The sequence below is a fragment of the Intrasporangium mesophilum genome (assembly GCF_054783095.1).
Genome location: NZ_BAAGRF010000029.1, coordinates 521,105 through 541,774 on the forward strand (window position 1 = coordinate 521,105; position 20,670 = coordinate 541,774).

General features: G+C 68.3%; 17 protein-coding genes. 7 read left to right on the forward strand and 10 right to left on the reverse strand.

Annotated features, from left to right (window positions below; genetic code table 11):
* Nucleotides 1-44: 44 nt before the first annotated feature.
* The 5 genes from ACYVLP_RS22240 to ACYVLP_RS22260 form a co-directional block, all read right to left on the reverse strand.
* A complete protein-coding gene (locus tag ACYVLP_RS22240; RefSeq protein ID WP_460629482.1) occupies nucleotides 45-572 on the reverse strand; it encodes a pilus assembly protein TadG-related protein in 528 nt (175 codons plus the stop codon).
* A complete protein-coding gene (locus ACYVLP_RS22245) occupies nucleotides 569-925 on the reverse strand; it encodes a pilus assembly protein (protein ID WP_460629483.1) in 357 nt (118 codons plus the stop codon). Before ACYVLP_RS22245 ends, ACYVLP_RS22240 begins: the two co-directional genes overlap by 4 nt.
* A gap of 118 nt (nucleotides 926-1,043) precedes the next feature.
* Nucleotides 1,044-1,496: a TadE family protein gene (locus ACYVLP_RS22250; protein ID WP_460629586.1), complete on the reverse strand. Its 453-nt coding sequence runs from the start codon at nucleotides 1,494-1,496 to the stop codon at nucleotides 1,044-1,046.
* 56 nt (nucleotides 1,497-1,552) lie between these two features.
* Entirely contained in the window at nucleotides 1,553-1,765 is a 213-nt protein-coding gene (locus tag ACYVLP_RS22255) for a hypothetical protein (RefSeq protein ID WP_460629484.1), read from the reverse strand.
* 68 nt (nucleotides 1,766-1,833) lie between these two features.
* Complete coding sequence (locus ACYVLP_RS22260; protein ID WP_460629485.1) at nucleotides 1,834-1,962, reverse strand: hypothetical protein; 129 nt, start codon at nucleotides 1,960-1,962, stop codon at nucleotides 1,834-1,836.
* Between the two features lie 131 nt (nucleotides 1,963-2,093).
* Here ACYVLP_RS22260 and ACYVLP_RS22265 point away from each other — a divergent pair, with 131 nt between their 5' ends.
* The 4 genes from ACYVLP_RS22265 (at nucleotide 2,094) to ACYVLP_RS22280 (ending at nucleotide 7,924) form a co-directional block, all read left to right on the forward strand.
* Nucleotides 2,094-3,704 carry an SIR2 family protein gene (locus tag ACYVLP_RS22265; RefSeq protein ID WP_460629486.1) on the forward strand — a complete coding sequence of 537 codons (1,611 nt, stop codon included), beginning with the start codon at nucleotides 2,094-2,096 and terminating at the stop codon, nucleotides 3,702-3,704.
* A gap of 1,180 nt (nucleotides 3,705-4,884) precedes the next feature.
* Nucleotides 4,885-5,478 carry a hypothetical protein gene (locus ACYVLP_RS22270; protein ID WP_460629487.1) on the forward strand — a complete coding sequence of 198 codons (594 nt, stop codon included), beginning with the start codon at nucleotides 4,885-4,887 and terminating at the stop codon, nucleotides 5,476-5,478.
* Between the two features lie 10 nt (nucleotides 5,479-5,488).
* Nucleotides 5,489-5,716 (forward strand): hypothetical protein, encoded by a 228-nt coding sequence (locus ACYVLP_RS22275; protein WP_460629488.1) that lies wholly within the window; start codon nucleotides 5,489-5,491, stop codon nucleotides 5,714-5,716.
* 489 nt (nucleotides 5,717-6,205) lie between these two features.
* A complete protein-coding gene (locus ACYVLP_RS22280; protein ID WP_460629489.1) occupies nucleotides 6,206-7,924 on the forward strand; it encodes an AAA family ATPase in 1,719 nt (572 codons plus the stop codon).
* Nucleotides 7,925-8,004: 80 nt separating this feature from the next.
* On the opposite strand, the gene ACYVLP_RS22285 is transcribed toward ACYVLP_RS22280, so the two are convergent.
* Nucleotides 8,005-8,199, reverse strand: a complete 195-nt coding sequence (locus ACYVLP_RS22285) for a hypothetical protein (protein ID WP_460629490.1) — start codon at nucleotides 8,197-8,199, stop codon at nucleotides 8,005-8,007.
* 232 nt (nucleotides 8,200-8,431) lie between these two features.
* On the opposite strand from ACYVLP_RS22285, the gene ACYVLP_RS22290 reads away from it, so the two are divergent.
* The 3 genes from ACYVLP_RS22290 to ACYVLP_RS22300 all read left to right on the forward strand — a co-directional run bounded on the left by ACYVLP_RS22290 (nucleotide 8,432) and on the right by ACYVLP_RS22300 (nucleotide 12,937).
* Nucleotides 8,432-11,218, forward strand: coding sequence for an FtsK/SpoIIIE domain-containing protein (locus tag ACYVLP_RS22290; protein WP_460629491.1), 2,787 nt, complete (start codon nucleotides 8,432-8,434; stop codon nucleotides 11,216-11,218).
* A gap of 165 nt (nucleotides 11,219-11,383) precedes the next feature.
* Nucleotides 11,384-12,334, forward strand: coding sequence for an acyl-CoA thioesterase (locus ACYVLP_RS22295; protein ID WP_460629492.1), 951 nt, complete (start codon nucleotides 11,384-11,386; stop codon nucleotides 12,332-12,334).
* 123 nt (nucleotides 12,335-12,457) lie between these two features.
* On the forward strand, nucleotides 12,458-12,937 hold the full coding sequence (locus tag ACYVLP_RS22300) for a hypothetical protein (protein ID WP_460629493.1): 480 nt from the start codon (nucleotides 12,458-12,460) through the stop codon (nucleotides 12,935-12,937).
* 221 nt (nucleotides 12,938-13,158) lie between these two features.
* Here the strand turns inward: ACYVLP_RS22300 and ACYVLP_RS22305 are convergent, their stop codons facing one another.
* From ACYVLP_RS22305 to ACYVLP_RS22320, 4 genes are all read right to left on the reverse strand, one after another.
* Complete coding sequence (locus ACYVLP_RS22305) at nucleotides 13,159-14,370, reverse strand: glycosyltransferase (RefSeq protein WP_460629494.1); 1,212 nt, start codon at nucleotides 14,368-14,370, stop codon at nucleotides 13,159-13,161.
* A gap of 460 nt (nucleotides 14,371-14,830) precedes the next feature.
* Complete coding sequence (locus ACYVLP_RS22310) at nucleotides 14,831-17,017, reverse strand: FG-GAP-like repeat-containing protein (RefSeq protein WP_460629495.1); 2,187 nt, start codon at nucleotides 17,015-17,017, stop codon at nucleotides 14,831-14,833.
* 178 nt (nucleotides 17,018-17,195) lie between these two features.
* Nucleotides 17,196-19,367 carry an FG-GAP-like repeat-containing protein gene (locus ACYVLP_RS22315; RefSeq protein ID WP_460629496.1) on the reverse strand — a complete coding sequence of 724 codons (2,172 nt, stop codon included), beginning with the start codon at nucleotides 19,365-19,367 and terminating at the stop codon, nucleotides 17,196-17,198.
* 314 nt (nucleotides 19,368-19,681) lie between these two features.
* Entirely contained in the window at nucleotides 19,682-20,626 is a 945-nt protein-coding gene (locus ACYVLP_RS22320; protein ID WP_460629497.1) for a DNA-3-methyladenine glycosylase family protein, read from the reverse strand.
* Nucleotides 20,627-20,670 lie beyond the last annotated feature (44 nt).

Below are 20,670 nucleotides of genomic sequence, written 5' to 3' on the forward strand. Positions count from 1 at the left end.
CCTCGTGCGCGATCGTCAGCGCAGCAGCGCGCTGTGCGCAATCGTCAGAGCAGCGGCGCCTTGGCCCGGGAGGTGACCGTGATCGTGACGCTGCCGCCGAGGGACTCCAGGATCCAACCGGTCATCGGCAGGGTCGCCGTGCCCTCAACGGTGACCACGGCCGTGGCGGGGTCTGCTGCTCCCGTCGGCGGGACGAGCGACCAGCCCGTGATGCCGGGCGGCAGTGGCGTCTGGGACAGGTGCGCCGCTGCGGCGGCGCGCACCGAGGTGTCGGTGAGGGTCAGCTTCTGGGGCAGCCCGTGAGCGTAGGCATCGGGCTCGTCCAGCGCATCAGCAGCATCCAGCGCCATCGAGTCGGCCGCGTCCAGCAGGTGCATTCGGGCCAGCTGCGCCGCGGTGACGTCGACCGTCCCGAGGACGAGCACGGCCGCCAGCGCGAACAGCCCCAGGATGAGGATGCTGATCTGGCCAGTGTCGGCGGGCCATGTGCGTCGCCACGTCCCAGCGCGCCGGCGCACGTGCTCAAGCGCAGCGGCATACCTGTGGATGTACCGACGGTGAGAGCAGCTCATCGCGCCACGAACCTGTCGACGGTGGACACGCTCGTCGACGAGACCGTCACCGAGCTCGGGACATGCTCGGCCACGACGTCTGGCACCGGCGGGAGCCGCACCGTGATGGTGGCCGTGGTGGTCACGACGCCCTCGGGCCGCAGGCATGGAGTGCTGTCGCACGACACACGAATGCGGCCCACAGACCCGAAGTCGAAGTCCGCGAACGCCAGCGCGGCTGCTGCCTGTGCCCGGGCCTGCCCGTCATCATCGGAGGCCGCGGTCACGAAGGCGCGGCCCGCTTCACGTCCGGCCAGTGAGGCCGCAAACGACGCGGCCTGGACCCGTGCCGCCGTCAGGACGAGGTACGTCATCGGGAGCGCAGCAGCACCCCGAGAAAGATGAACTCCAGGATCGCCCTCCCATCGTCAGCTCGGCCGAGCGTGCCAGACCGACAGCGGATGGGCCGCCGGCGGTGCGCCATGACCCTGGTCACGGCGCCGCACCTGCGATCTGATCCTCGGCGAACGCCCGGCCGGTCACGGCGAGCGCACCCGACGGTCCAAGCGGTCCGACGACGGGGAGCGGAGCTCGCACGGTGACCTCGACCACGCGCACGCCGGACTGCTCGAGCGCACGGCCTGCAGTGACCTGTCGGGCGTACGCCTCGCCGAGCGACGACGTGATGAGTGCCTTCGTCCGGCTGACGCCGTCGGCGGGAGATGCATCCGCGCGCGCGGCCAGCCGGGCACCTTCTGACGCGGCCGAGACCAGGGTGTTCCGGACGTAGAGGGCGAGCCCGAGCTGGAAGATGGCAAGTGCCACGAACAACAGAAGACCAACAACCATGACGAACTCGGCAACGGCAGAGCCGCTTTCGCGATGGTTCGCGGCGAGCCTGCTCGGGAAGCCTGGTCGGGCCCATCGGGCGACTCCTTGCCCGATGGCAAGCCGGGGCGACGACCGCGAAGAGGTCGTCCTTCCTCGCCCTGCTTGTCGGGTCACGGCCCCTTGACGCTGGAGATCGCGTCGGTGAACAGCTGACCCAGCTGCGGGCCGGCGATCGCCCACAGCGCAGGGACGAGGCCAGCGGTCATGATCGTGATGAGGACCCATCCCGGCACGTCTCCACGATCGTCCCGCCCCCCGAGCCGAGCGACCGCCCAGGCCAGCGAACGACGGGCACGTAGGTGTGAGCTGATGATTCGATTCATTGACTACCCCTGACTTGGTGTGACTCTGGATCGACTGGATGATGGTGTTGGGGCGCGCTGGCGGAGCCTCACATCGTGAAGCGGATGAACCGAACTCCCGGATAGATCGCGAACATGACGGTGACCGGCAGGGTCAGGAAGACGATCGGGACCACAAGCGACGGGGTGTCCCCATCCCCTGCAACCAAGAAGCGCATGACTCCGCCGTCTCCCAGCGGATTCAACGTCACGGTCGCGGGCGGCACTCAGGCGGGCAATCCCGCTACTTCTCAAAACACCTGCTCGGTGGCGCGGTGTGCCACAATGGCTCTTTCGGCGAGGGGGAACCGTGGACATTCCAGATGACCTTGTGGCCCTAGCGCGCCAGCGACGCCTTATACCGTTCGTTGGTGCGGGCTTCTCTGCGGCGCTAGATCTCCCGTCGTGGGAGTCGATGCTGCGCGACCTCTGCGACAAGACCGAGGGGTCTTTGTCGTATGACGCTCTGGCGAAGGCGACGGGTGGCGACTTTCTCCAAATCGCCGAGTATCTCTATCTGAAGTGCGACCGTCGTATCGGGCCCATAAGGCACCAATTGGAGCGGAGCCTGGGGGTCCACCGCAACCCGCTGTTATCGGGGCCCCACATCGAGTTGGTCAACTTGGGCTCCTCTCAGATTTACACGACGAACTATGACGATCTGATCGAGTCCACCTACCGTCAACTAGGTGTGCCGGTCACGCCTGTAGTGCTGCCAAAAGACGTGGCACTTGCGGCGACTGATAAGACGCAGGTCGTGAAGTACCACGGTGACTTGGCTCACGAGCACACGCTGGTACTCACGGAGTCGGCTTACTACAAACGGCTCGATTTCGAATCGCCTATGGACCTGAAGTTCCGGTCGGACATTCTCGGCAAATCTGTGCTGTTCATGGGGTACAGCTTCCGTGACGTCAACATCCGCATCATTTGGTTCAAGTTGATGCAGATGATGCGCGACATTCCGGAAAGCGATCGCAGGCCATCATACATTCTCCGAATAGATCCAAATCCAGCACTCGATGAATTGAACGCCGCGGTTGGCCTGCGGACAATCGTCCTAAATCCAGACGGACGGAGCTTGTCCGACGCTGACAGGACCGGGCTGATGGGTGAATTCCTGCTCAACCTTGCAGAAGCGGCCTCGCCTGACGGTTTGATCCCAGGCACGACGCGGAAGACTTTTGTGTCATCAGCGTTGATAGATCGCGCGAAGCGCATGCAGGGCCGATGGGGTTCTCCAGACATTCTGAAGGGGCTATCTGTTCGTCACCGGGGGCTCATCAGCTTGTCCGGGGGGCCTTTGCGCAGACTGCTTTCGGGAGAGGTGCCTGGGCCGCTTAAAGAGGCATGGCACGCACAATTGCATGAGATTGCACCCCTTATCGAACTGGCAAGTTTCGACGACCTCCTCGCTGTTCTTTCGCTGATGCAGCCCTCGACAGAAACCACGGACTACGTAATTGACCTGCTGTTGCAGCCCGGCGATACCGATCTGCGAAAATGGCGAGTAGAGTTACTTGAGCGGGAAGTTTTTTGGCCGGGCGTTTGGGCTCATGGGCCGAGCCCGGAGAAGGCGTCGACAATTCTGACGCGCTTGCGCGATGAGACTCGATTCTCGAAGTCAGAGGCCGACGAGGACATTGTGTTTGTGGCCGATCTGGCGCAGCGGCTGGTCAAGGGCCAGCTCTTCGAAACGGTGAGCGACGAGGATCAGAGGCGGGGGGAGAAACTACTTTCTGATGCGGCGAATATCTATTCCGAGATAGCGAACTTGATGCCTGATGCCGAGTCTGCGCCGCCCGTGCGGGAACTCCTCGATGAGGTCCATGCCCGCATGGAGGCCTTGCCTCAGGCTGAGGAGCCGCCTGAGGCGGCGATCGCGGCTCCTGACTTCACCTGGGTGGACGATGACTCTTGACTTGAAATAGCAACACAACTCGTCGGGCTACGACGGGTCCGCTGCGGGTCGTGGGCGTCCTGCCCAATTGTTGCGGCTGCCCCCGGCTGGATCGCACAGGTGTTCGATGCTGGTGGTATGGCAGGCGGCAGCGGACTAGAGCACCACCCCGTCCCGCTGCCTCCGCCGGCCGGGCGCACTGCTGGGTCACGGGCGTCGACGGGCAGCCCATCCCGGGCTTGTCATCGCCTGGGAGCGGCGCCAGACCGGGTGGTTCGCCCAGGTGGTCTATCTCGTCGAGACCGACGGCGCGCTCGTGCAGCAGTGGCTCTCCGCCGAGCTCCTCACACCGGCCGGCAAATGTCTCCTGGGAGTCCTGCGTCAGGCGGGACCTCGGTCAATCGCTGTCGCGGGCTCGGTGCCAACGCACGACGGCCGCGTCGGTGAAGGTCACCGACACTCCGCCGAGTGCGGTGCTGCGCCGGTGGGCCCGGCCACGACGTCAATCGACAGGCTGTGCACAGCCTCGTCGTCGGGCATGACCGCCCGCGCAGGGCTGGTGGAGACGCCGTCTCGCTGGCCTCGCGGTACGACCGAGGGCGGGTCCACCTCGATGCGGATCACCGCGTCCGTGATCGGGAACTCACTCTGGTTGAGCAGCCGAGCCGAATGCGTGACATTCGTGCGATCGGGACGACCTTGCTATCAGCACCGATGATCATCGCCCCGACCGGCGGCTTCAGAGTTGCGAATACACACGGCTCGCTTGCGCCCGGCGAGCGTCGCGCTGCACCTCGCGGCGGAGCTCGTCTGCCTCCTTGCGTGCTTGCGAGGCGAGCTTGATCGTCGCGATGAGCACGGCGACCGTGCCGAGCCCCCCGACCCACTCGCCGACGGTGCCCCACTGAACCCCATAGTCAGCGGAGCCCGAAGGCGATGCCGAGCCTCGTAGGAATCTCCGCCTCGACTGGTGCGCCCCCCTCGAGGCGGTCCTGGTCCCTCTTATATCGGCCACGCACTGCGTAACAGCTATCCTCGGACATGTGTCCGATTCCTCCCTGTTGAGCGCGCCGCTCGCCAGCGCCTCTGGGCAGGAACCTACGCCTGCCCGCCGACGCTCCGTTGTTCCTCCATCGGGCCCGTGGCACGGGGTCAGGCGCGTCGGCGCGTCGAACGTGGAGGAGGTGGCACGATCTCGTCCATGGCGAGTGAGGATGACGAGGTCCCCCGCGAGTCTGATAACTGGTTCGTGGCACACCACGAAGCAGCGAGCGCCGCAGTCGGGTCAGCTGTAGGTCAAATCGCTGGAGGTCCCTCCGGCGGGATCGTGGGCGCGATTGTCCCTCCCTATGTCCTGGCGATGATGGACGGGTTCGGCGATCGCTGGCGCGCCCGCCGGCGAGAGAACATGGGGCGGGTGTTGCTCGCCGCGGCCGACGAAATGGGATCGAGCCCGGATGAGGTGCTCAGGGCAGCGGAGGCGAGCCCGCAGGCAGACTTGGCCATAGGCCAAGCGCTCGCTGCTGGGGCCAACACCGAATACGACGCGAAGATCGAGGCGCTGGGCAGGGTGCTGGGTCGGGCGCTGCTTGCCGACGATGACGCGCTGCTAGATCAGAACGCGGTGTTGATCGGCATCTTGGCGGAGATTGAGGCCCCGCACATCAAGTTGTTGGATGCGCTCACAGAGCACAATTGGTTCGTTGCCGAAGGCCCCTGGGAACGGGTTCGTCTGTACATGAGCGAACATTCGTGGCGCGAGCTCGAGAGGGGATTTTGCGAGGTATGGCGCTAGCCTGCACTCGTTGATTGCCTCCCTGATCCGGCTATGGCTGGTGACCGAGCAGGGTCTAGACATGCAGCAAGTCCAGCGCGAGATCATGAGGGACTCACCAGGATCCGGTTCGGATCGACGATTCAAGATCACCGCGCTCGGCTACGAGGTTCGCGAGATGGTCCGCCTCATCGCCGCGGAACTCGCCCACACCGACGACGAAGCGCATCCGCCGCCTGCTGATCCTCAAGGGGTCTAGAAGCCATTGGCACAGAGCTTGCCGTCGACCAAACTGCATCGACGCGACGTCACGCTGGGCGATCTTCGGCGCAAATGTTGTACTCATTCAAATGTCGCCACGGCGCCCTTGGTGGTGTGTTGCGGTTGCGCGTGCCTTGATCGCCGATATGTTCGCAACCATGGCGGCGGATCACTGGCCTTGGGATGCGCTCATCCCGGTCTTCTCAGCTTTCGGCGGTTACCTGGTCAAGACGATCCAGGACGCCCTGACACGTAGCCACGAGGACCGCCGATACCGATGGGTGGGGGCTGGGGTCACGCCGGACCACCGAAGACCCTCCCCGAGCACGAACCGACCACCGTGGGCCGGTGTGCGTCGATGGCATCGAGCACCGGTCCACGGGTCGTCCCTGACATTGGAATGGCGGGCCTACGGCCATCAGGAGCGGTGCCATGATGGCATGCTGTCCCTCACGATGATCCGAGAGTGCGCTCACAAGGGGGACAGTTGTTCGAGTGGAGTCTGAACGGGCTTGCCTTCAGCGGCGGCGATGTAGTGACGATCGAAGCCGGGTCTGTGCTTCTGCTAATTGGCCCCAATAGCAGCGGCAAGAGCGAGGCATTGCGCAACATCCAAGCCATGCTGCAAGGTAACGACCCCTCCAATATGAAGGTCGTAAAGACCACCTCAGTCAACCGCCACGGATCGCCAGAGGATTTGCGCTCCTGGTTGGAGTCGAACTTCCCCGTTCGGAACCTAGGCGGTGGCGTGCCCCACTACGTCACTCGAAACTTCTCGATACCTACGCAGGACGCCAACGCTATGTGGACCCAGAGCGATTACATGACTGGGATATGGCCTCTCATATCGAATGCCCTCGACACAGCAAGTCGGACAACATTGGCCAACTACACGACGGCCATCAACATCTGGGAATCGTCACCACAGCAGTACGTGCACGTGTTGCAGACAGATCCCGTTCTGCACAAGCGGGTCAACGAGGAGATGCTGGCGGCCTTTGGTCGCGAGCTGGTGATCGATTGGACCGCTCTTCCCCAAGTCGGCTTCCGCGTTGGGCAGGAGCCCCCAACCAGTGCCGAGAATGATCGTGTGTCGGAGGAATACTACAAAGCCATGTCGGCAATGCCACGGCTGGACGATGATGGCGACGGGATCAAGAGCTTCGCGGGATGCGTGCTTGCGGCGTATTGCGGGAGTCAACCATTGCTTCTCATCGATGAACCCGAAGCATTCCTACATCCACCTCAGGCGCGACGGTTGGGGGCCGCCTTAGCGAAGGCGGCATCCGACAGGGCCAGGCAAGTGATCATCGCCACGCACTCGGCCGACATCGTGCAGGGCGCGCTGAATGCTAATGGCCGAGTAGCGGTGTGCCGCCTCACCCGCCAAGAAGACGCCAATTACGCGGCCATGCTCGACGCCGCCCAGCTCACGGCTCTCTGGTCAAAGCCGTTGCTCCGGTCGACCGCCGCGATAGATGGACTGTTCCACACCGGCGCCGTTGTGTGCGAGGCCGACGCGGATGTGAGGCTCTACTCCGCCGTGCTACGGAGAGCGGAGGAGAAGGGTCTAACGGCCACCGGTGATCTGTACTTCACCCACGGTGGCGGTAAGGGCGAGCTTCCAACATTGGCGCGAGCGTACGGGTCTCTGAAGACCCGGACCGCCGTGATCGCGGACATAGATCTATTACGCAATCCAGCGGAGCATCAGAAGGTCCTAGCCGCACTCGGCAGCGAATTGAACACCAGCGATCCCAGGTATAAGACTGTCATGGATGTCCTGGCCGACGCGCCACCTATCCAGAATCCAGAGTCGGCGGCCGCCGAGATCAGAACGACTATCGACGAATTTCTGAGCGCTGGAGAGGTGACGAGAAAGCATAAGGAGCGGATCGCGCGCGCGCTCCAAGAGTCCTCAAAATTCAGTGAAGCCAAGAGGTACGGGATAGGAAAACTGCGGGGTCAGCCCCTTCAGTTCGCGCAGGAACTGCTTGCGGAATGGGCCGCCGTCGGCCTGTTTGTGCTTCCAGTAGGTGAATTGGAGAGCTGGTGGCCCGAGGGCCCAGCATCCAGCAAGGCGGACTGGATCGCCCAAGTGATCGAACGCATTGCAGACCCGGAGTCACTGTCGGAACTGGAGAGTTTCGTTGCGCAGGTCGCTGCCTTCTTCGTAGGAACGCCGGCCGAAGAGGCCGGGGTCTGACGAGGCCCCCGACGCGTGTGCGAGACGTTAGGGGCTCCTCGTCTTGTCCGCGCGGCGCTCGTCACGACAAAGGGCCCGGATCACGATCGACATCGCGCCGGAAGTCGGTTCCGGACGTCGATGACCTTCCGGTCGCCGTCGATCTCCTGCGAGCGGGAGTCCTCGGCCTGGCCGAACAGCGCGACGCCGTGCTGTCGATGGTCGGCGCCATGATCGCTCAGCTCGCGGCATGGCACAGTCCACGGGACGTTCACCTGCGTGTCCTCGCTGCCCACGGGCGCAAGGCTCAAGACTGGACTTGGGCGGCCTACCTGCCGCACGCGGCTTCAAGCGACGGCGGGACAGCGGAGGTGCCGGCGCCCGGCGAGCGAACGTTCGCGGAGGCGATCGCCCACCTGGCTGCCCATGTCGCGGTTCGGCAGGAGGAGTCGGCGCCGATGACGCACATCCCCGACCGGACGGTGCTGGTCCTCGACGGTGCCGGCGAACTGTCCGCAAACCCCCGGCGTGGCCGAGCTGCTGGTCGGCGGCCCGGCGGCCGAGATCATCGTCCTGTGCATCGACCGGCAACGCGACGCCCTGCCGACCCAGGTTACAGCGGTCGTCGAGCTCGCCGGCTCGGGCACCACGGCCCGGTTGCGCACCCAGGAGCACGCCGTCGAGGGCATCATCCCGGACCTGCCAACGACCAGCTGGCTCCACGGGTTCGCCCGCCTTGCAGCGCCCCTCGTCGACTCCACACCGCGAGTCGGCACCGTGGCCCTGCCCGACGTCGTCTCGTTCCGCGAGCTCCACGCAGAGTCCGGCCCGGATGTCACGACGTGCGACGGGATCATCGCCTCGTGGGCCTCGTGCCAGGGTCGGCCCAGCGCGTTGGTCGGCCGAACGAGCGACGGCCCCCACGAGATCGACCTCATGCGCGACGGCCCGCACACCCTGGTGGGCGGCACCACGGGAGCGGGCAAGTCGGAGCTGCTCCGGGCCCTCGTCGCCGGTCTGGCCGTTCGCTCCCGTCCCGACGACCTCACATTCGTGCTCGTCGACTACAAGGGTGGGTCAGCCTTCGGTGAGTGCGCCGCGCTTCCGCATGTCCTCGGTGTCGTGACCGACCTCGATGAGGCGCTCACGCGACGAGCCCTCACATCCCTCGACGCGGAGCTCCGTCGCCGCGAACGACTCCTCGCCCTCGCCGGCGCCAGTGACTACGCCGAGTACGCCGACACGGCAGACGTATGCCCTTCGCGCCCGCGGCTCGCCCGCCTCGTCATTGTCGTCGACGAGTTCAAGATGCTGGCCGACGAGCTACCGGACTTCGTCTCGGGGCTGGTCCGGATCGCGACGGTGGGTCGGTCGCTCGGCGTTCATCTCGTTCTGGCGACGCAACGGCCCGCCGGTGCCGTGAGCGCTGACATGAGGGCGAACGTCGCGCTGCGCATCGCTCTGCGGATGCGTGACGGTGCGGACAGCAGTGATGTGATCGAGGCACCAGACGCCGCATCGATCAGCGACCGCGCTCCCGGGCGGGCGCTGGTCCGCGGTGGCGACGGCCGGCTCGTCGCCCTGCAGACCGCGTATGTCAGTGGTCGTTTCGAAGCGGGCGCCACCGAAGGTGACGCGCCGGTCCGCGTGCGCGTCGTCGGCGAGCGTCGCGCGGGGCTTGCCAGCGAGCGTCGCGCCGGGCTTGACGGCGAGCGTCGCCCCGCGCGTGACGGCGAGCGTCGCCCCGCGCGTGACGGCGAACGTCGAAGCCACCCCGAGCCGGCCGGGACCGAGCTGAGCGCCGTCGTGCGAGCGGCGCGAGAAGCCGCAGACAAGATTGGCGTCACGATCCCTGAGTCACCTTGGCTCCCAGCCCTTCCCGACCTCATGGGTGCTGATCGTCTCCCATCAGCCGGCGGCTGGGCCGTTCCGCTCGGCCTGGCCGACGACCCCGCCCAGCAGCGGCAGGTCGTGCACGCCTGGGACCTGGACCACGGCAGCCTGGGTCTGGCTGGGGGCCCGCGAACGGGCCGATCCACAGCCTTGGTCGCCATAGCCCTGAGGCTCGCCGGACGGTATGCCGTCGACGACCTGCACATCCACGTCCTCCAGGGGTCGCCCGGGCCATGCGCCGCGCTGGCACGCCTGCCGCACACGGGAGCCGTGGTCGACGGGTCCGACCCCGCCCTCGTGCGGCGAGTCGTCCAGCGGCTGGCATCGGGCCAGGGCGACACGAACGCCCCGAGGCGGACTCTGGTCCTCGTCGACGGCTGGGACGCACTCGAGCACTTCGTCAGCACCCTCGACCACGGGGTCGCGCTCGAGGAGCTGTACCACCTCGTCCGCGAGGGTGGCCGCTGCGGCCTCCGATTCGCGATCAGCGGCGGACGCTCCGTGCTCTCGGGTCGGCTCCCAGGTCTGCTGAACGACAGACTTCTGCTTCACCTGCCCGATCCGGTCGACCTCACGCTGGCTGGGCTCGACGTCTCGGTCGGGAGGGCGACACGACCCCCAGGACGAGCGATAGACCTTCGCACCGGCCTGGAGGTGCAGCTCGCGCTGCCCGGGTCCTTGCCATCGGCCGACTCGACGACCATGGCGATCGACGAGGTCGTCCGCCTGTCGTCCTGCACGACCGGCGCCCGGCCGTGGAAGGTCGAGCCCCTGCCGGACTCCGTTGCCCACACCGACCTGAGCGTCTCCACCGGCCTGGTGACGGTCGGGCTCGGGGGCGACGACGCCCGCGCCGTCGGGTTCAGGCCGGACGCGGGCCAGCGTCGGATCCTGGTCGCAGGAGCCCCGAGGATGGGGACCAGCAACGCGCTGGCCGTCATCGGTGCAGAGCTCGTCGCCGCCGGCCGGGCTGTCGCCGTGGTCGCACGTCACCACTCCCCGATCCGGACTTGGGCGTCGGAGAACGGGTGTCACGCCGTGCTGCCGGAGGACGCCGTGACGTTGGTCGAGCTGTGGAGCACGATCCCGGACCTGTGCCTCGTCGTCGACGAGGCCGACCGGCTCGACGGGTCACCCATCGAACCGGTGCTCCTCGACTGCGCGCACAATCTCGCCGGGACCGCCGGGATTCTCGTTGCCGGTGCCGACCTGTCACGAGCCTTGGCCGCCTTTCGCGGGCTCGTGCCCGAGGTGGCACGCGACGCGAACGGACTCATCCTCGGAGCGGTCGCCCCCACCGACGGGGACCTCTTCGGGATCCGCCTCGACGCGTCGGGGCACCGCCGTCGTGGTCGTGGCTTCCTCGTGACCGACGGTGAGGCTGTGCCGGTCCAGGTCGCGCTCACGAGGCGGCCGCCGTGAGCACCAAGGCCTGTCCGCACCAAGGGACGCTGGAGTGACCATGCCAGCGGAAGCCTGGACTGATCGGCCAGCCGGTCGTCGGCCGGCCGGTCGTCGGCCGGTCGGCCGGGGCCGCCTGACGGACCATCCGGCGGCACGCCGTGCCCATCTGTCACGCTGAGGGCCATGCGGGCCGATGCGCGAGAGGTCACCCTGCGGTTCCTCGCCGCGCCGACCGACGCGGGCTACTCAGGGACCGTCGGCGGGGGTCGGGTCCTCGAGTGGATCGACAAGGCCGGGTACGCCGCAGCCGCCGGATGGAGCGGCACCTACTGCGTCACGGCCTACGTGGGCAACGTGCGGTTCAACCGACCCGTAGAGGTCGGCGACCTCGTCGAGGCGACGGCACGAATCATCCACACCGGCACGTCGAGCATGCACATCCTCGTCACCGTCAGCGCGGGCAACCCCAAGGAGCGACAGCTCACTCCGACCACCGAGTGCCTCATGGTCTTCGTGGCCGTCGACGAGCAGGGGCGCCCCACCCCCGTCCCGCCCTACGCCCCGCAGACCGACGCCGACCGCGCGTGGCAGGAGTCCGCCGTCACACGGATCACCCTGCGCAACGACATCGCCAAGGCGATGGCGGCCCAGACCTACACCGACGGCGGCACGGCTCCGCGGATCGTTCTGCGGTTCCTCGCCGCTCCGACGGACGTCAACTGGGGAGGCAAGGTCCACGGCGGCATCGTCATGCGCTGGATCGACGAGGCCGCCCACGTTCTCGCCACGCGCTGGACAGGCAGCGCCGCCAACGTCGCCGTATACGCCGGAGGCGTGCGCTTCTACCGCCCGCTGCGTATCGGCGATCTCGTAGAGGTCGACGCGCGCCTGCTGTTCACCGGCACCTCGAGCATGCACATCAGCGTCCATGTCCGATCTGGCGACCCGGCCGCCCGCTCCATGGACCTGACGACGCACTGCCTCATCGTGTTCGTCCCCCTCGACGACGAGGGACACGCCGTCCCGGCCCGCACCTGGGAGCCCGTCAACGACGAGGACCTCGCGCTGAGGGACCACGCACTCGAGCTCATCGACCTGCGTCACCGCGTCGACGTCGAGCGCCACATCCCCTGAGCGACAGGCCAACTCAGTCCCAACGCCGTCAGGCCACGGTGCCCGCCGAAGCCAGCATGGACCAAACGGTTCGTGGGCGATTGGACCGAGTCAACCCGCCAGGCCCGACGTACCGTCGACAGCGTGAGCCACCAGCGGGACGGACGCCACGACTTCGACGACGAGATCGGCACGTGGCGTACCGCCTTGTCGGTGCTCCGGCCGCCCCTCGGCCGGTCGGGCACGTGGGTCGAGTTCGCGGGGACGACCCACGTCAGCCCGGTCTGGGGAGGCGCGGCAAACCTCGTCCAGCTCGACGCCTCTGGCCCCGCGGGCGAGCTGCACGCGCTGAGCCTGCGGCTCTATGACGAGCCGACCTCCCAGTGGCACCTGCACTTCGCCTCACGAGGGTCAGGTGAGGTCGCGCCACCCGCAGTCGGCTCGTTCGACGAGGCCGGGCGCGGCGAGTTCCGCTCACGTGAGGTCGTTGCGGGCCGGGACGTGGATGTTCGCTTCGTCATCGAGAGGCCGACCGAGGAGTCATGGAGGTTCGAGCAAAGCTTCTCGACCGACGGCGGGGCCAGCTGGGAGACCAACTGGGTCGCGGTCGACACGAGGTCGTGACCGGCCCGTCGTGCCCCTCCCGCAGCACCGGAACGACGCACCATCCAGTCGTATGCCGTCCGCGCTCGACCGCGCGCTCGACCGCGCGCTCGACCGCAGGGTCCCCGACCTGTTAACGCGCCCCTCCACTCGTAGGGTGGGCGTACTGACGCCACCCTCGGCCCGGGCCGCCGAAATGGAGTGACCACTCGACGTGGGAGCGCGTCCGAAACCCAACCTGGTCAGCCGCCTGCGGCGAGGCTGGCTATGGTCTCGACGATCTCGGAAGTGCTTGGCAGAGAAGCGATCTCGGCGGCGACCGCAGCCGCGCCGGCCCGATAGCGCCCGTCCTCGAGAAGGGTCGCGACAGCAGAGGCCAGGCCTCCCACGCCGGCAAGGCCACCGTCGAGCTGTAACCCAGCCCCGGCGTCCTGCACGTGGGCGGCGTTGATCGCCTGGTCGGTGCCGAAGAGCGGGACGACCACCTGCGGCACCCCCGCACCCAGGGCCGCAAGGGTCGTGCCGAATCCGCCGTGCCCGACCATCGCCGATGCGAGCGGCATGACGTCCTCCTGCGGCCACCACTGCTGCACCAGCGTGTTGGCCGGCCAGGGACGAAGCGACTCAGGGTCGACCGGGCGCCCGGTCGTCAGCAGCACCCGGACCGGGAGGTCGGCGAGCGCCTCGAGCGACGAGCGGAACACCCCGTTGAACTCGGGGAGTCCACCCGTCACGGAGCCGAACGTCACGTAGACCAGGGGCGCATCGGGGTCGCCCCAGGTGCCCGGCAGCGAGCCCTCCCGGTCGGAGCCGTCGACGTCGCGATAGCGCCACGTGGCCCGAGCATCGGAGACAGCAGGCGCGGCAGGCCCCGACTCGTCCAGCGCACCGCGTTCTCCTGCCGCGTCGACGCTGGCCGGCACGGACGAGAGCACCGGTGCACCGGCCATCGCCGATGCCAGGCGGCCACGCTCGAGTCCCGTCAGGATGTCGAGCTCCGCGAGCGGCTCCGAGAGATACCTCCCCGCCCACTCGATCATGCTTCCCATCCCGATCGCCACCTCCGCGTGCGGGATCCCCTCCCGCTCGGCCACTGCGACAGAAGCGAACTCGCACGGCTCGCGCAGGATCACATCGGGTCGCCACCCTGACACGATCTCGCCGACACCAGGCAGGGCGGCCTGGGCATCGAGCCGCCCGAAGATCTCGCGCACGACCGTCGCGTTCGCGTCCTCCATCGTCATCGACCCGAGGCTGCCGAACACCGGCCCGATGACCTCCGGCGGCACGTCGGCGAAGGGCGCATGCAGCAGACCCGCCGACTCGACATGGTCGGCGAAGGACACCGGCGCGGCGACCCGCACCTCGTGACCGGCCGCAGCGCATGCGCGCGCGATGGGGGCGAGCGGACCGAAGTGACCGGCCCCGGCAGTCGTCGAGAACAGCATGCGCATGATGGCCTCCAGCGACCGGTGGACCTTGCGACGGTGGACCTTGCGACGGGTGGACTTCCGCGACGCCGGACGTCTGCGACTGCTGCATGCGAGGAGCTGCGGCACGTCGTCGGCGACGGGACATCTGTGAGCAGTATCGCCGCCGACGCGGCCGGACGTGCCGACTTCACCGGATGGCCACCGCTGCGCAACCCAGCGCGTCCTCACGCATGGCCGCGCGCGAAGTCGGCGTGGCCGACCATGGACCGAGCTCGCTGCCGCACTATCCCCCAGCACACGTATGCCGCCCAGCTGAGCGAGCCGGGCGGCATACGGTGCGATCGGGCGGGAGCCGCAAGGCTCCGCGGCCGTGCGGTCTGGTGGGTGGGTCTGGTGGGAAAGACCGCTCACTCGACCTGGGGTGGTTAGGGACGGGTCACAGCCCTCCGGTCGAGTGAGCGCTCCGTCTCAGGGGTAACCGTCAGGAGGTCAGCAGGAACGGCTTCCAGCCGGTGCCTTCGTACAGGTAGCCGCCGGACAGGAACTTGCCGTCACCGGTGACCACATAGCCGCGCAGCTCGCCGGCCGACGTGCGGGCCCAGACCTGGGCCGTGCCGTAGGTGACTTCCGTGGTTGTGATCGCGGTGAACCCGCCCCAGCCCGAGCCGACCTGGCGGCGGGCGAGGAACCCACCCTTGCCGTTGCCCGGGTAGAGCCACAGGCGGCCCGCCGTGTCGCGAGCCATGAGGTCGGCCTTGGCGTCGTAGTCGACGTCACCGGTGCCGATGATGGAGTTCATGATCCCCCATCCCGAGCCGATCTGGACGCGCGCCGACAGGGTGCCGCGACCGGTGCCGGGGTACAGCCAGAGCACACCCTTGCTGTCGCGCGAGATGAGGTCGGCCTTGTCGTCGCCGTTGAAGTCGCCGGTAGCCACGAGGTAGAAGCTGTTCCACCCGGTGCCCAGCTGGGTGCGCGCGTAGAAGCCACCGGTCGGCTTGCCGCGGTAGAGCCACAGCGTCCCGGCGGCATCGCGCCCGACGAGGTCGGCCTGGTCGTCGCCGTTGAGGTCGCCGACGGCGACGACGGCGTTGAAGCCCTTCCAGCCCGAGCCGATCTGCGTGCGCCCGTTCAGGTCATAGCCGAGGGAGTTGCGGTAGGCCCAGAGGACGCCGTTGGCGTCGCGTGCGACGAGGTCGTGGTGCGCGTCGGCCACGAAGTCCGACGTGCCCTTGCTCTGGGGCTGGCGGACGTCCCAGCCGAGGATGTTGGTGTCCTCGACCTCCCAGCCGATGCTGGTGATCGTGTCGTCGGCCGCCCCCGTCGGAGCGACCGTGTAGACGGCCATGCTGTAGGCGTTCGGGTCGACCGGGTCAGGCGTGTCCTTCTCGACGTAGAGCGTGCCGTCCGGCGCCACGCGCGGCCAGATGTACGAGTCGGTTGTGGATGAGCGCAGAGTTGCCACCGCGCCGCTCGTGGCCCGGCGCTTCAGCTCGCTGCTGGTGTCGCTGGCCGTCGTGAACCAGATCGTCCCGTCGATGCCGACCTCCGGTGTGAACCCACCGGTCGTGCCCGCGATCGGCGTCACGGCAGTGCCGGTCGAGGACACCGTGGCCAGGCCCGCGCCGTCACGGAAGTCGGTGACGACGAGCGAGACGCCGTCGGGACGCCACGACGGCTCGCCGACCGGGCTCGCCGTGTTGAGAGCGCGCTTGGTGTGCGAGCCGAAAATGTCGACGAAGCCGAGACCCTTGGCATAGCCCGTGGCCGCCTCATAGCGCGTGTACGCCATCGTCTGGCCGTCGGGCGAGAACGCCGGGTCGCCCGGGAACTCCGTGGTGCCGAGGTCGACCGAGAACACGAGGGCGGCGTTGGCCGCGCGATGCACCTCGAGGACTGCACGTCCTGTCGTCGAGTCGATGATCTTCGTCGCTGCGTAGAGGCGGCCATCGGTCGAGAAGGCCGGCGATGCCCAGCGCGAGGAGAGGACGCGGTTGCCCTGGTCGAGCACGCCCTGCTGGAAGATGCCCGTGGTGCCGGCGACCACGGCCTCGGCATAGCCGAAGCCGTCCTCCGTCCACGTGCCGTAGTAGCCGTCGGTGATGCAGTCCAGAGCGACGGTCGTGCCGCTCTTGGCGATGAGGCGGTACTGGTAGCCCACCCGCTGGTTGACGGTGTTGTCGTTGACGACCCCAGCGGCAGCGTTGACGGTCGCGACGGTGCGCCACGAACCTCCGTCACGCAGGCGCTGCAGCGTCAGGCTCGTCGACCCCGGCTGGGCGATGTGGACGACCGACCGGTCGGCGAGCGTGTTCACCCACACCTGGTCGAGCGTGCAGGAGCTGGCCGCGACGGCCGTGGACGAATCCGACGTCGTGCCGGCGAGCGGCCCGGCGAGGCTGCGGGTCACCGTGCCCCCGCCGGAGGCCGACATTGTCGGCTTGCTGCGGGCCTTCAGCGACGGGCTGGCCTTCGTGGCCTTCGGAGCGGCCTTGGCCTCGCCGGCCTTGCCGGTCACGACGTGCCCGGTGCGGCCCCTGAGGCTGTCGGCGTCGATCCGCTTGGCCGACGGTGCCGCTCCGGCCGACGCCGCCAGCGCGATCGGTGCGAGCAGCGCCGCAGCGAGCCCCAGCGCGAGAGTCCGCGCCCCCTGTCTGTGTTGAGCCACGTGGCTCCCTTTCTCCTGGTGAGTGAGCCCCCTCCTCCCGGGGGCCGCCTGGAGCATAAGGCACAGGGAAGACATTCGTGGCCAACTCCACTTGAAGGACGAACCAACAGGTATGCCGCCCGGCTGAGCCGGGCGGCATACATGTGCTTTCGGGTCGGAGCGGTGCGCTCCGTGCCCGTCAGGAGGTGATCAGGAACGGGTTCCAGCCACTGCCCTCGAGCAGGTAGCCGGGCATGAAGACACCGTCACCCCACACCATGTAGTTGCGCAGCTGTCCGGCCGACGTGCGGGCGTACACGACGGGGTTGCCGTCCGTGGCCTCGACGGCGGTGATGGCGGTGAAGCCACCCCAGCCAGTGCCGATCTGGCGACGCGCGAGGAATCCGCCCTTGCCATTGCCCGGGTAGAGGAACAGCGTGCCGGCGCTGTCGCGGACGACGAGGTCTGCCTTGCCGTCGAGGTCGAAGTCACCGGTGCCGGTGATGGACTTCATGCCGGCCCAGCCAGATCCGATCTGGACGCGAGCGGCCAGCGTGCCGCGGCCGGTGCCGGGGTAGAGCCAGAGGACGCCCTTGCCGTCGCGGCCGATGATGTCGGCCTTGTCGTCGCCGTTGAAGTCACCAGTGGCCACGAGGTAGTAGGCGCCCCAGCCGGAGCCCAGCTGCGTGCGGGCGTAGAAGCCGCCGGTCGGCTTGCCGCGGTAGAGCCAGAGGGCTCCGGCCGCGTCGCGCCCGACGAGGTCGGCCTGGTCGTCACCGTTGAGGTCGCCGGCGGCCAGGATCGTGTTGAAGCCCTTCCAGCCCGAGCCGATCTGGGTGCGCGTCGTCAGGTCGCCGCCGCCGACGTTGCGGTACGCCCAGAGCACCCCGTTGGCGTCGCGGGTCACGACATCGTGATTCGCATCGGCCACGAAGTCGGACGTGCCCTTGCTCTGCGGCTGACGGATGTCCCAGCCGGCGACCGTCGTGTCGAGGGTCTCCCAGCCGATGTTGGTCTCCACGTCATCGGCCGCGCCCGTGGAGGCGACGGTGAAGACGGACAGGATCGTCGAGGCGGGGTCAGCCGGGTCGGGGCTGTCCTTCTCGACGTAGAGCGTGCCGTCCGGCGCCACCCGCGGCGAGATGTACGAGTCGGTCGTGTTTCCGGTCGAGCGGAGAGTGGCGACCGCACCGTTGGTGGCCCGGCGCTTCAGCTCGCTCGTGGTGGCGCTGGCCGTCGTGAACCAGATCGTCCCGTCGATGCCGACCTCAGGCGTGAACCCACCGGTCGTGCCCGTGAGCGCGGTCACCGTCGTTCCGGTCGAGGACACCGTGGCAAGGCCCGCGCCGTCACGGAAGTCGGTGACGACGAGCGAGACGCCGTCGGGGCGCCACGCGGGCTCGCCGACCGGGGTCGCCGTGTTGAGAGCGCGCTTGGTGTGCGAGCCGAACACGTCGACGAAGCCGAGGCTCTTCGCGTCGCCGGTCGCCGCGTCATAGCGGGTGTAGGCGAGGGTCTGGCCGTCGGGCGAGAAGGCCGGGTCTCCGGGGAACTCGGTCGTGCCGAGGTCGACGGTGAACACGAGCGCACCGTTGAGGGCGCGGCGCACCTCGAGGACCGCACGGTGGGTCGTGGGGTCGATCACCTTCGTCGCGGCGACGAGCCGTCCGTCGGTGGAGAACGCGGGCGAGACGTACTGGCCGGTGACGGTCCGGTCACCCTGGTCCCAGCGGCCCTGCTGGAACAGGCCGACCGAGCCGGCGACGACGGCATCCGTCTCGCCCCAGCCGTCCTGCGTCCACGTGCCGAACCAGCCATCGACGATGCAGTCGAGCGAGACCGTCGTGCCGGTCTTGGCGATGAGGCGGTACTGGTAGAAGGCGCGCTGGTTGATCGTCGTGTCGTTGACGACGATGGACGCGGCATTCGCCGTCCCCACGCTGCGCCACGACCCGCCGTCACGCTTGCGCTGGATGGTGAGGTTGGTGGCACCGGTGTACGTCGCGCGGACGACGGAGCGCTCGGCGAGCGTGTTGACCTGCACCTGTCCCGAAGCGCAGGCGGTCGCCGCGGTCGACGTGCCAGACGTGCCACTGAGCGGGGCCGCCTGGGCGGCGCTCAGGCGGCTGGCCGCGCCGTCCTTGGCGCGGGACTGTGCCTTGGCCGAGACCGCGCCCTTGTTGGCCGGCGCCGCCTTGGCAGCGCGAGCGCTGCCGGCGACGATGTGCCCGGTGCGGCCCCGCAGGGCGTCGCGGTCGATCCCCTTGGCTGCCGGCGCCGCCCCGGCCGCTGACGCGAGGGCGATGGGCGCGAGCAGCGCCGAAGCGAGCCCGAGCGCGAGGGCCTGTGCCCCCGGTTTGTGATGAGCCACGTGGCTCCCTTTCTCGAAGTCTGATGGACGACCCCTCCCCTGGGCCGAGAGGAGCCTAGGGCACTGGCGAGAGACCCGCCGCGCGAGGTGCCGACAACGGCATTAAACCCGACGTATGCCGTCCGAATGCCGTAAATCCGCAGAATCAGGACGTCAGACTAGGCCGTGTCATCGCACGTCCAACCGACACAGCAAGTAGGGCGCGGCCCTGGACGTCGAGCGTGGGCCGGGTCGTGGGCGTGCACTTGCTATGTCGGTCGGGACATAGGACCCGCGTATGCCGCTCGGTCGCGGCCCTCGGGTATGCCGGCGGGTCAGTGGGTCCGCGTGGGCAGATGCGTCCGCGGCGCCATCCGCGGGGCACGGCGCGGCCGATGGTGACCTGCCAGCTCGAGCAGGTGCTGGACGCGGTATCGATGGCCGGCATACGGCTCGAGGAGCTCGGCCAGCCCGGCGTCGTCGACGGGCGAGCCCGTGAGCGCCCAGCCGATGTCCTTGGCGACGTGGTAGTCGCCGAAGCTGACGGCATCGGCGTCACCGAGAGCGCGCTGCCCGACCTCTGCCGCGGTCCAGACGCCGATCCCTGGAAGGGCGCGCAGTCGCCGGTTCGCCTCGAGGACAGAGACCTTCGCACCCTCCTCCAGCCGGCCGGCATACCCGGCTGCCCGGACGATCGTGCGCGAGCGGGCGCCGTCGACCGAGGCCTGGAGCCACGCCCACGAGGGGATCGCGGCCCACTCCGCGGCGGTGGGCGGCGCGTAGAGCCAAGCGAACGGCCCCGGGGCCGGGGTGCCGAAACGGCGCACCAGCGTGCGATACCCCGCAGTGGCCTCCTGACCGGTCACCTTCTGCTCGATGACGGCCGGGGCGAGTGCGTCGAACACGAGACCCGAGCGGGCCATCCGCCAGTGCGGGAAGCGCCGCCACGCCTCGGCTACCGGCGCATGGTGGGGGGCGAAGCCCTCGATGTCGTCGTCGTCGCCGAGCAGCGCGGGCACCGAGTCCAGCAGCCACTGCGCTCCTGGGCCCCAGGCCAGCGCCTCGACCTCGGACCCGGCCGGACGGCATACCAGGTGCAGCGTGCCGACGCCCTCGGGCGTCTGGACCGCGCGCGTGACCGAACCGTCAGGGCCCCACCGGCACGCTGGGTCACGGGACCCGTGGCCGAAGACGCCGAGCTGCGCGCGCAGCGCGATCGGCCGCCCGCTGTGCCACACCCGGGCCTGCGGTGTGTCGAGGGGTGTCTCGTCTACGGTCACCACAACATCCTCGCTTACACTCGGCACGGTCGTTGAAGGCGACA

Coding starts and splice junctions, on each gene's coding strand:
- ACYVLP_RS22255 (WP_460629484.1), bottom strand. CDS start 1,765: ATGAATCGAATCATCAGCTCACACCTACGTGCCCGTCGTTCGCTGGCC.
- ACYVLP_RS22245 (WP_460629483.1), bottom strand. CDS start 925: ATGACGTACCTCGTCCTGACGGCGGCACGGGTCCAGGCCGCGTCGTTT.
- ACYVLP_RS22260 (WP_460629485.1), bottom strand. CDS start 1,962: ATGCGCTTCTTGGTTGCAGGGGATGGGGACACCCCGTCGCTTGTGGTC.
- ACYVLP_RS22305 (WP_460629494.1), bottom strand. CDS start 14,370: ATGCGCATGCTGTTCTCGACGACTGCCGGGGCCGGTCACTTCGGTCCG.
- ACYVLP_RS22240 (WP_460629482.1), bottom strand. CDS start 572: ATGAGCTGCTCTCACCGTCGGTACATCCACAGGTATGCCGCTGCGCTT.
- ACYVLP_RS22295 (WP_460629492.1), top strand. CDS start 11,384: ATGCGGGCCGATGCGCGAGAGGTCACCCTGCGGTTCCTCGCCGCGCCG.
- ACYVLP_RS22270 (WP_460629487.1), top strand. CDS start 4,885: ATGGCGAGTGAGGATGACGAGGTCCCCCGCGAGTCTGATAACTGGTTC.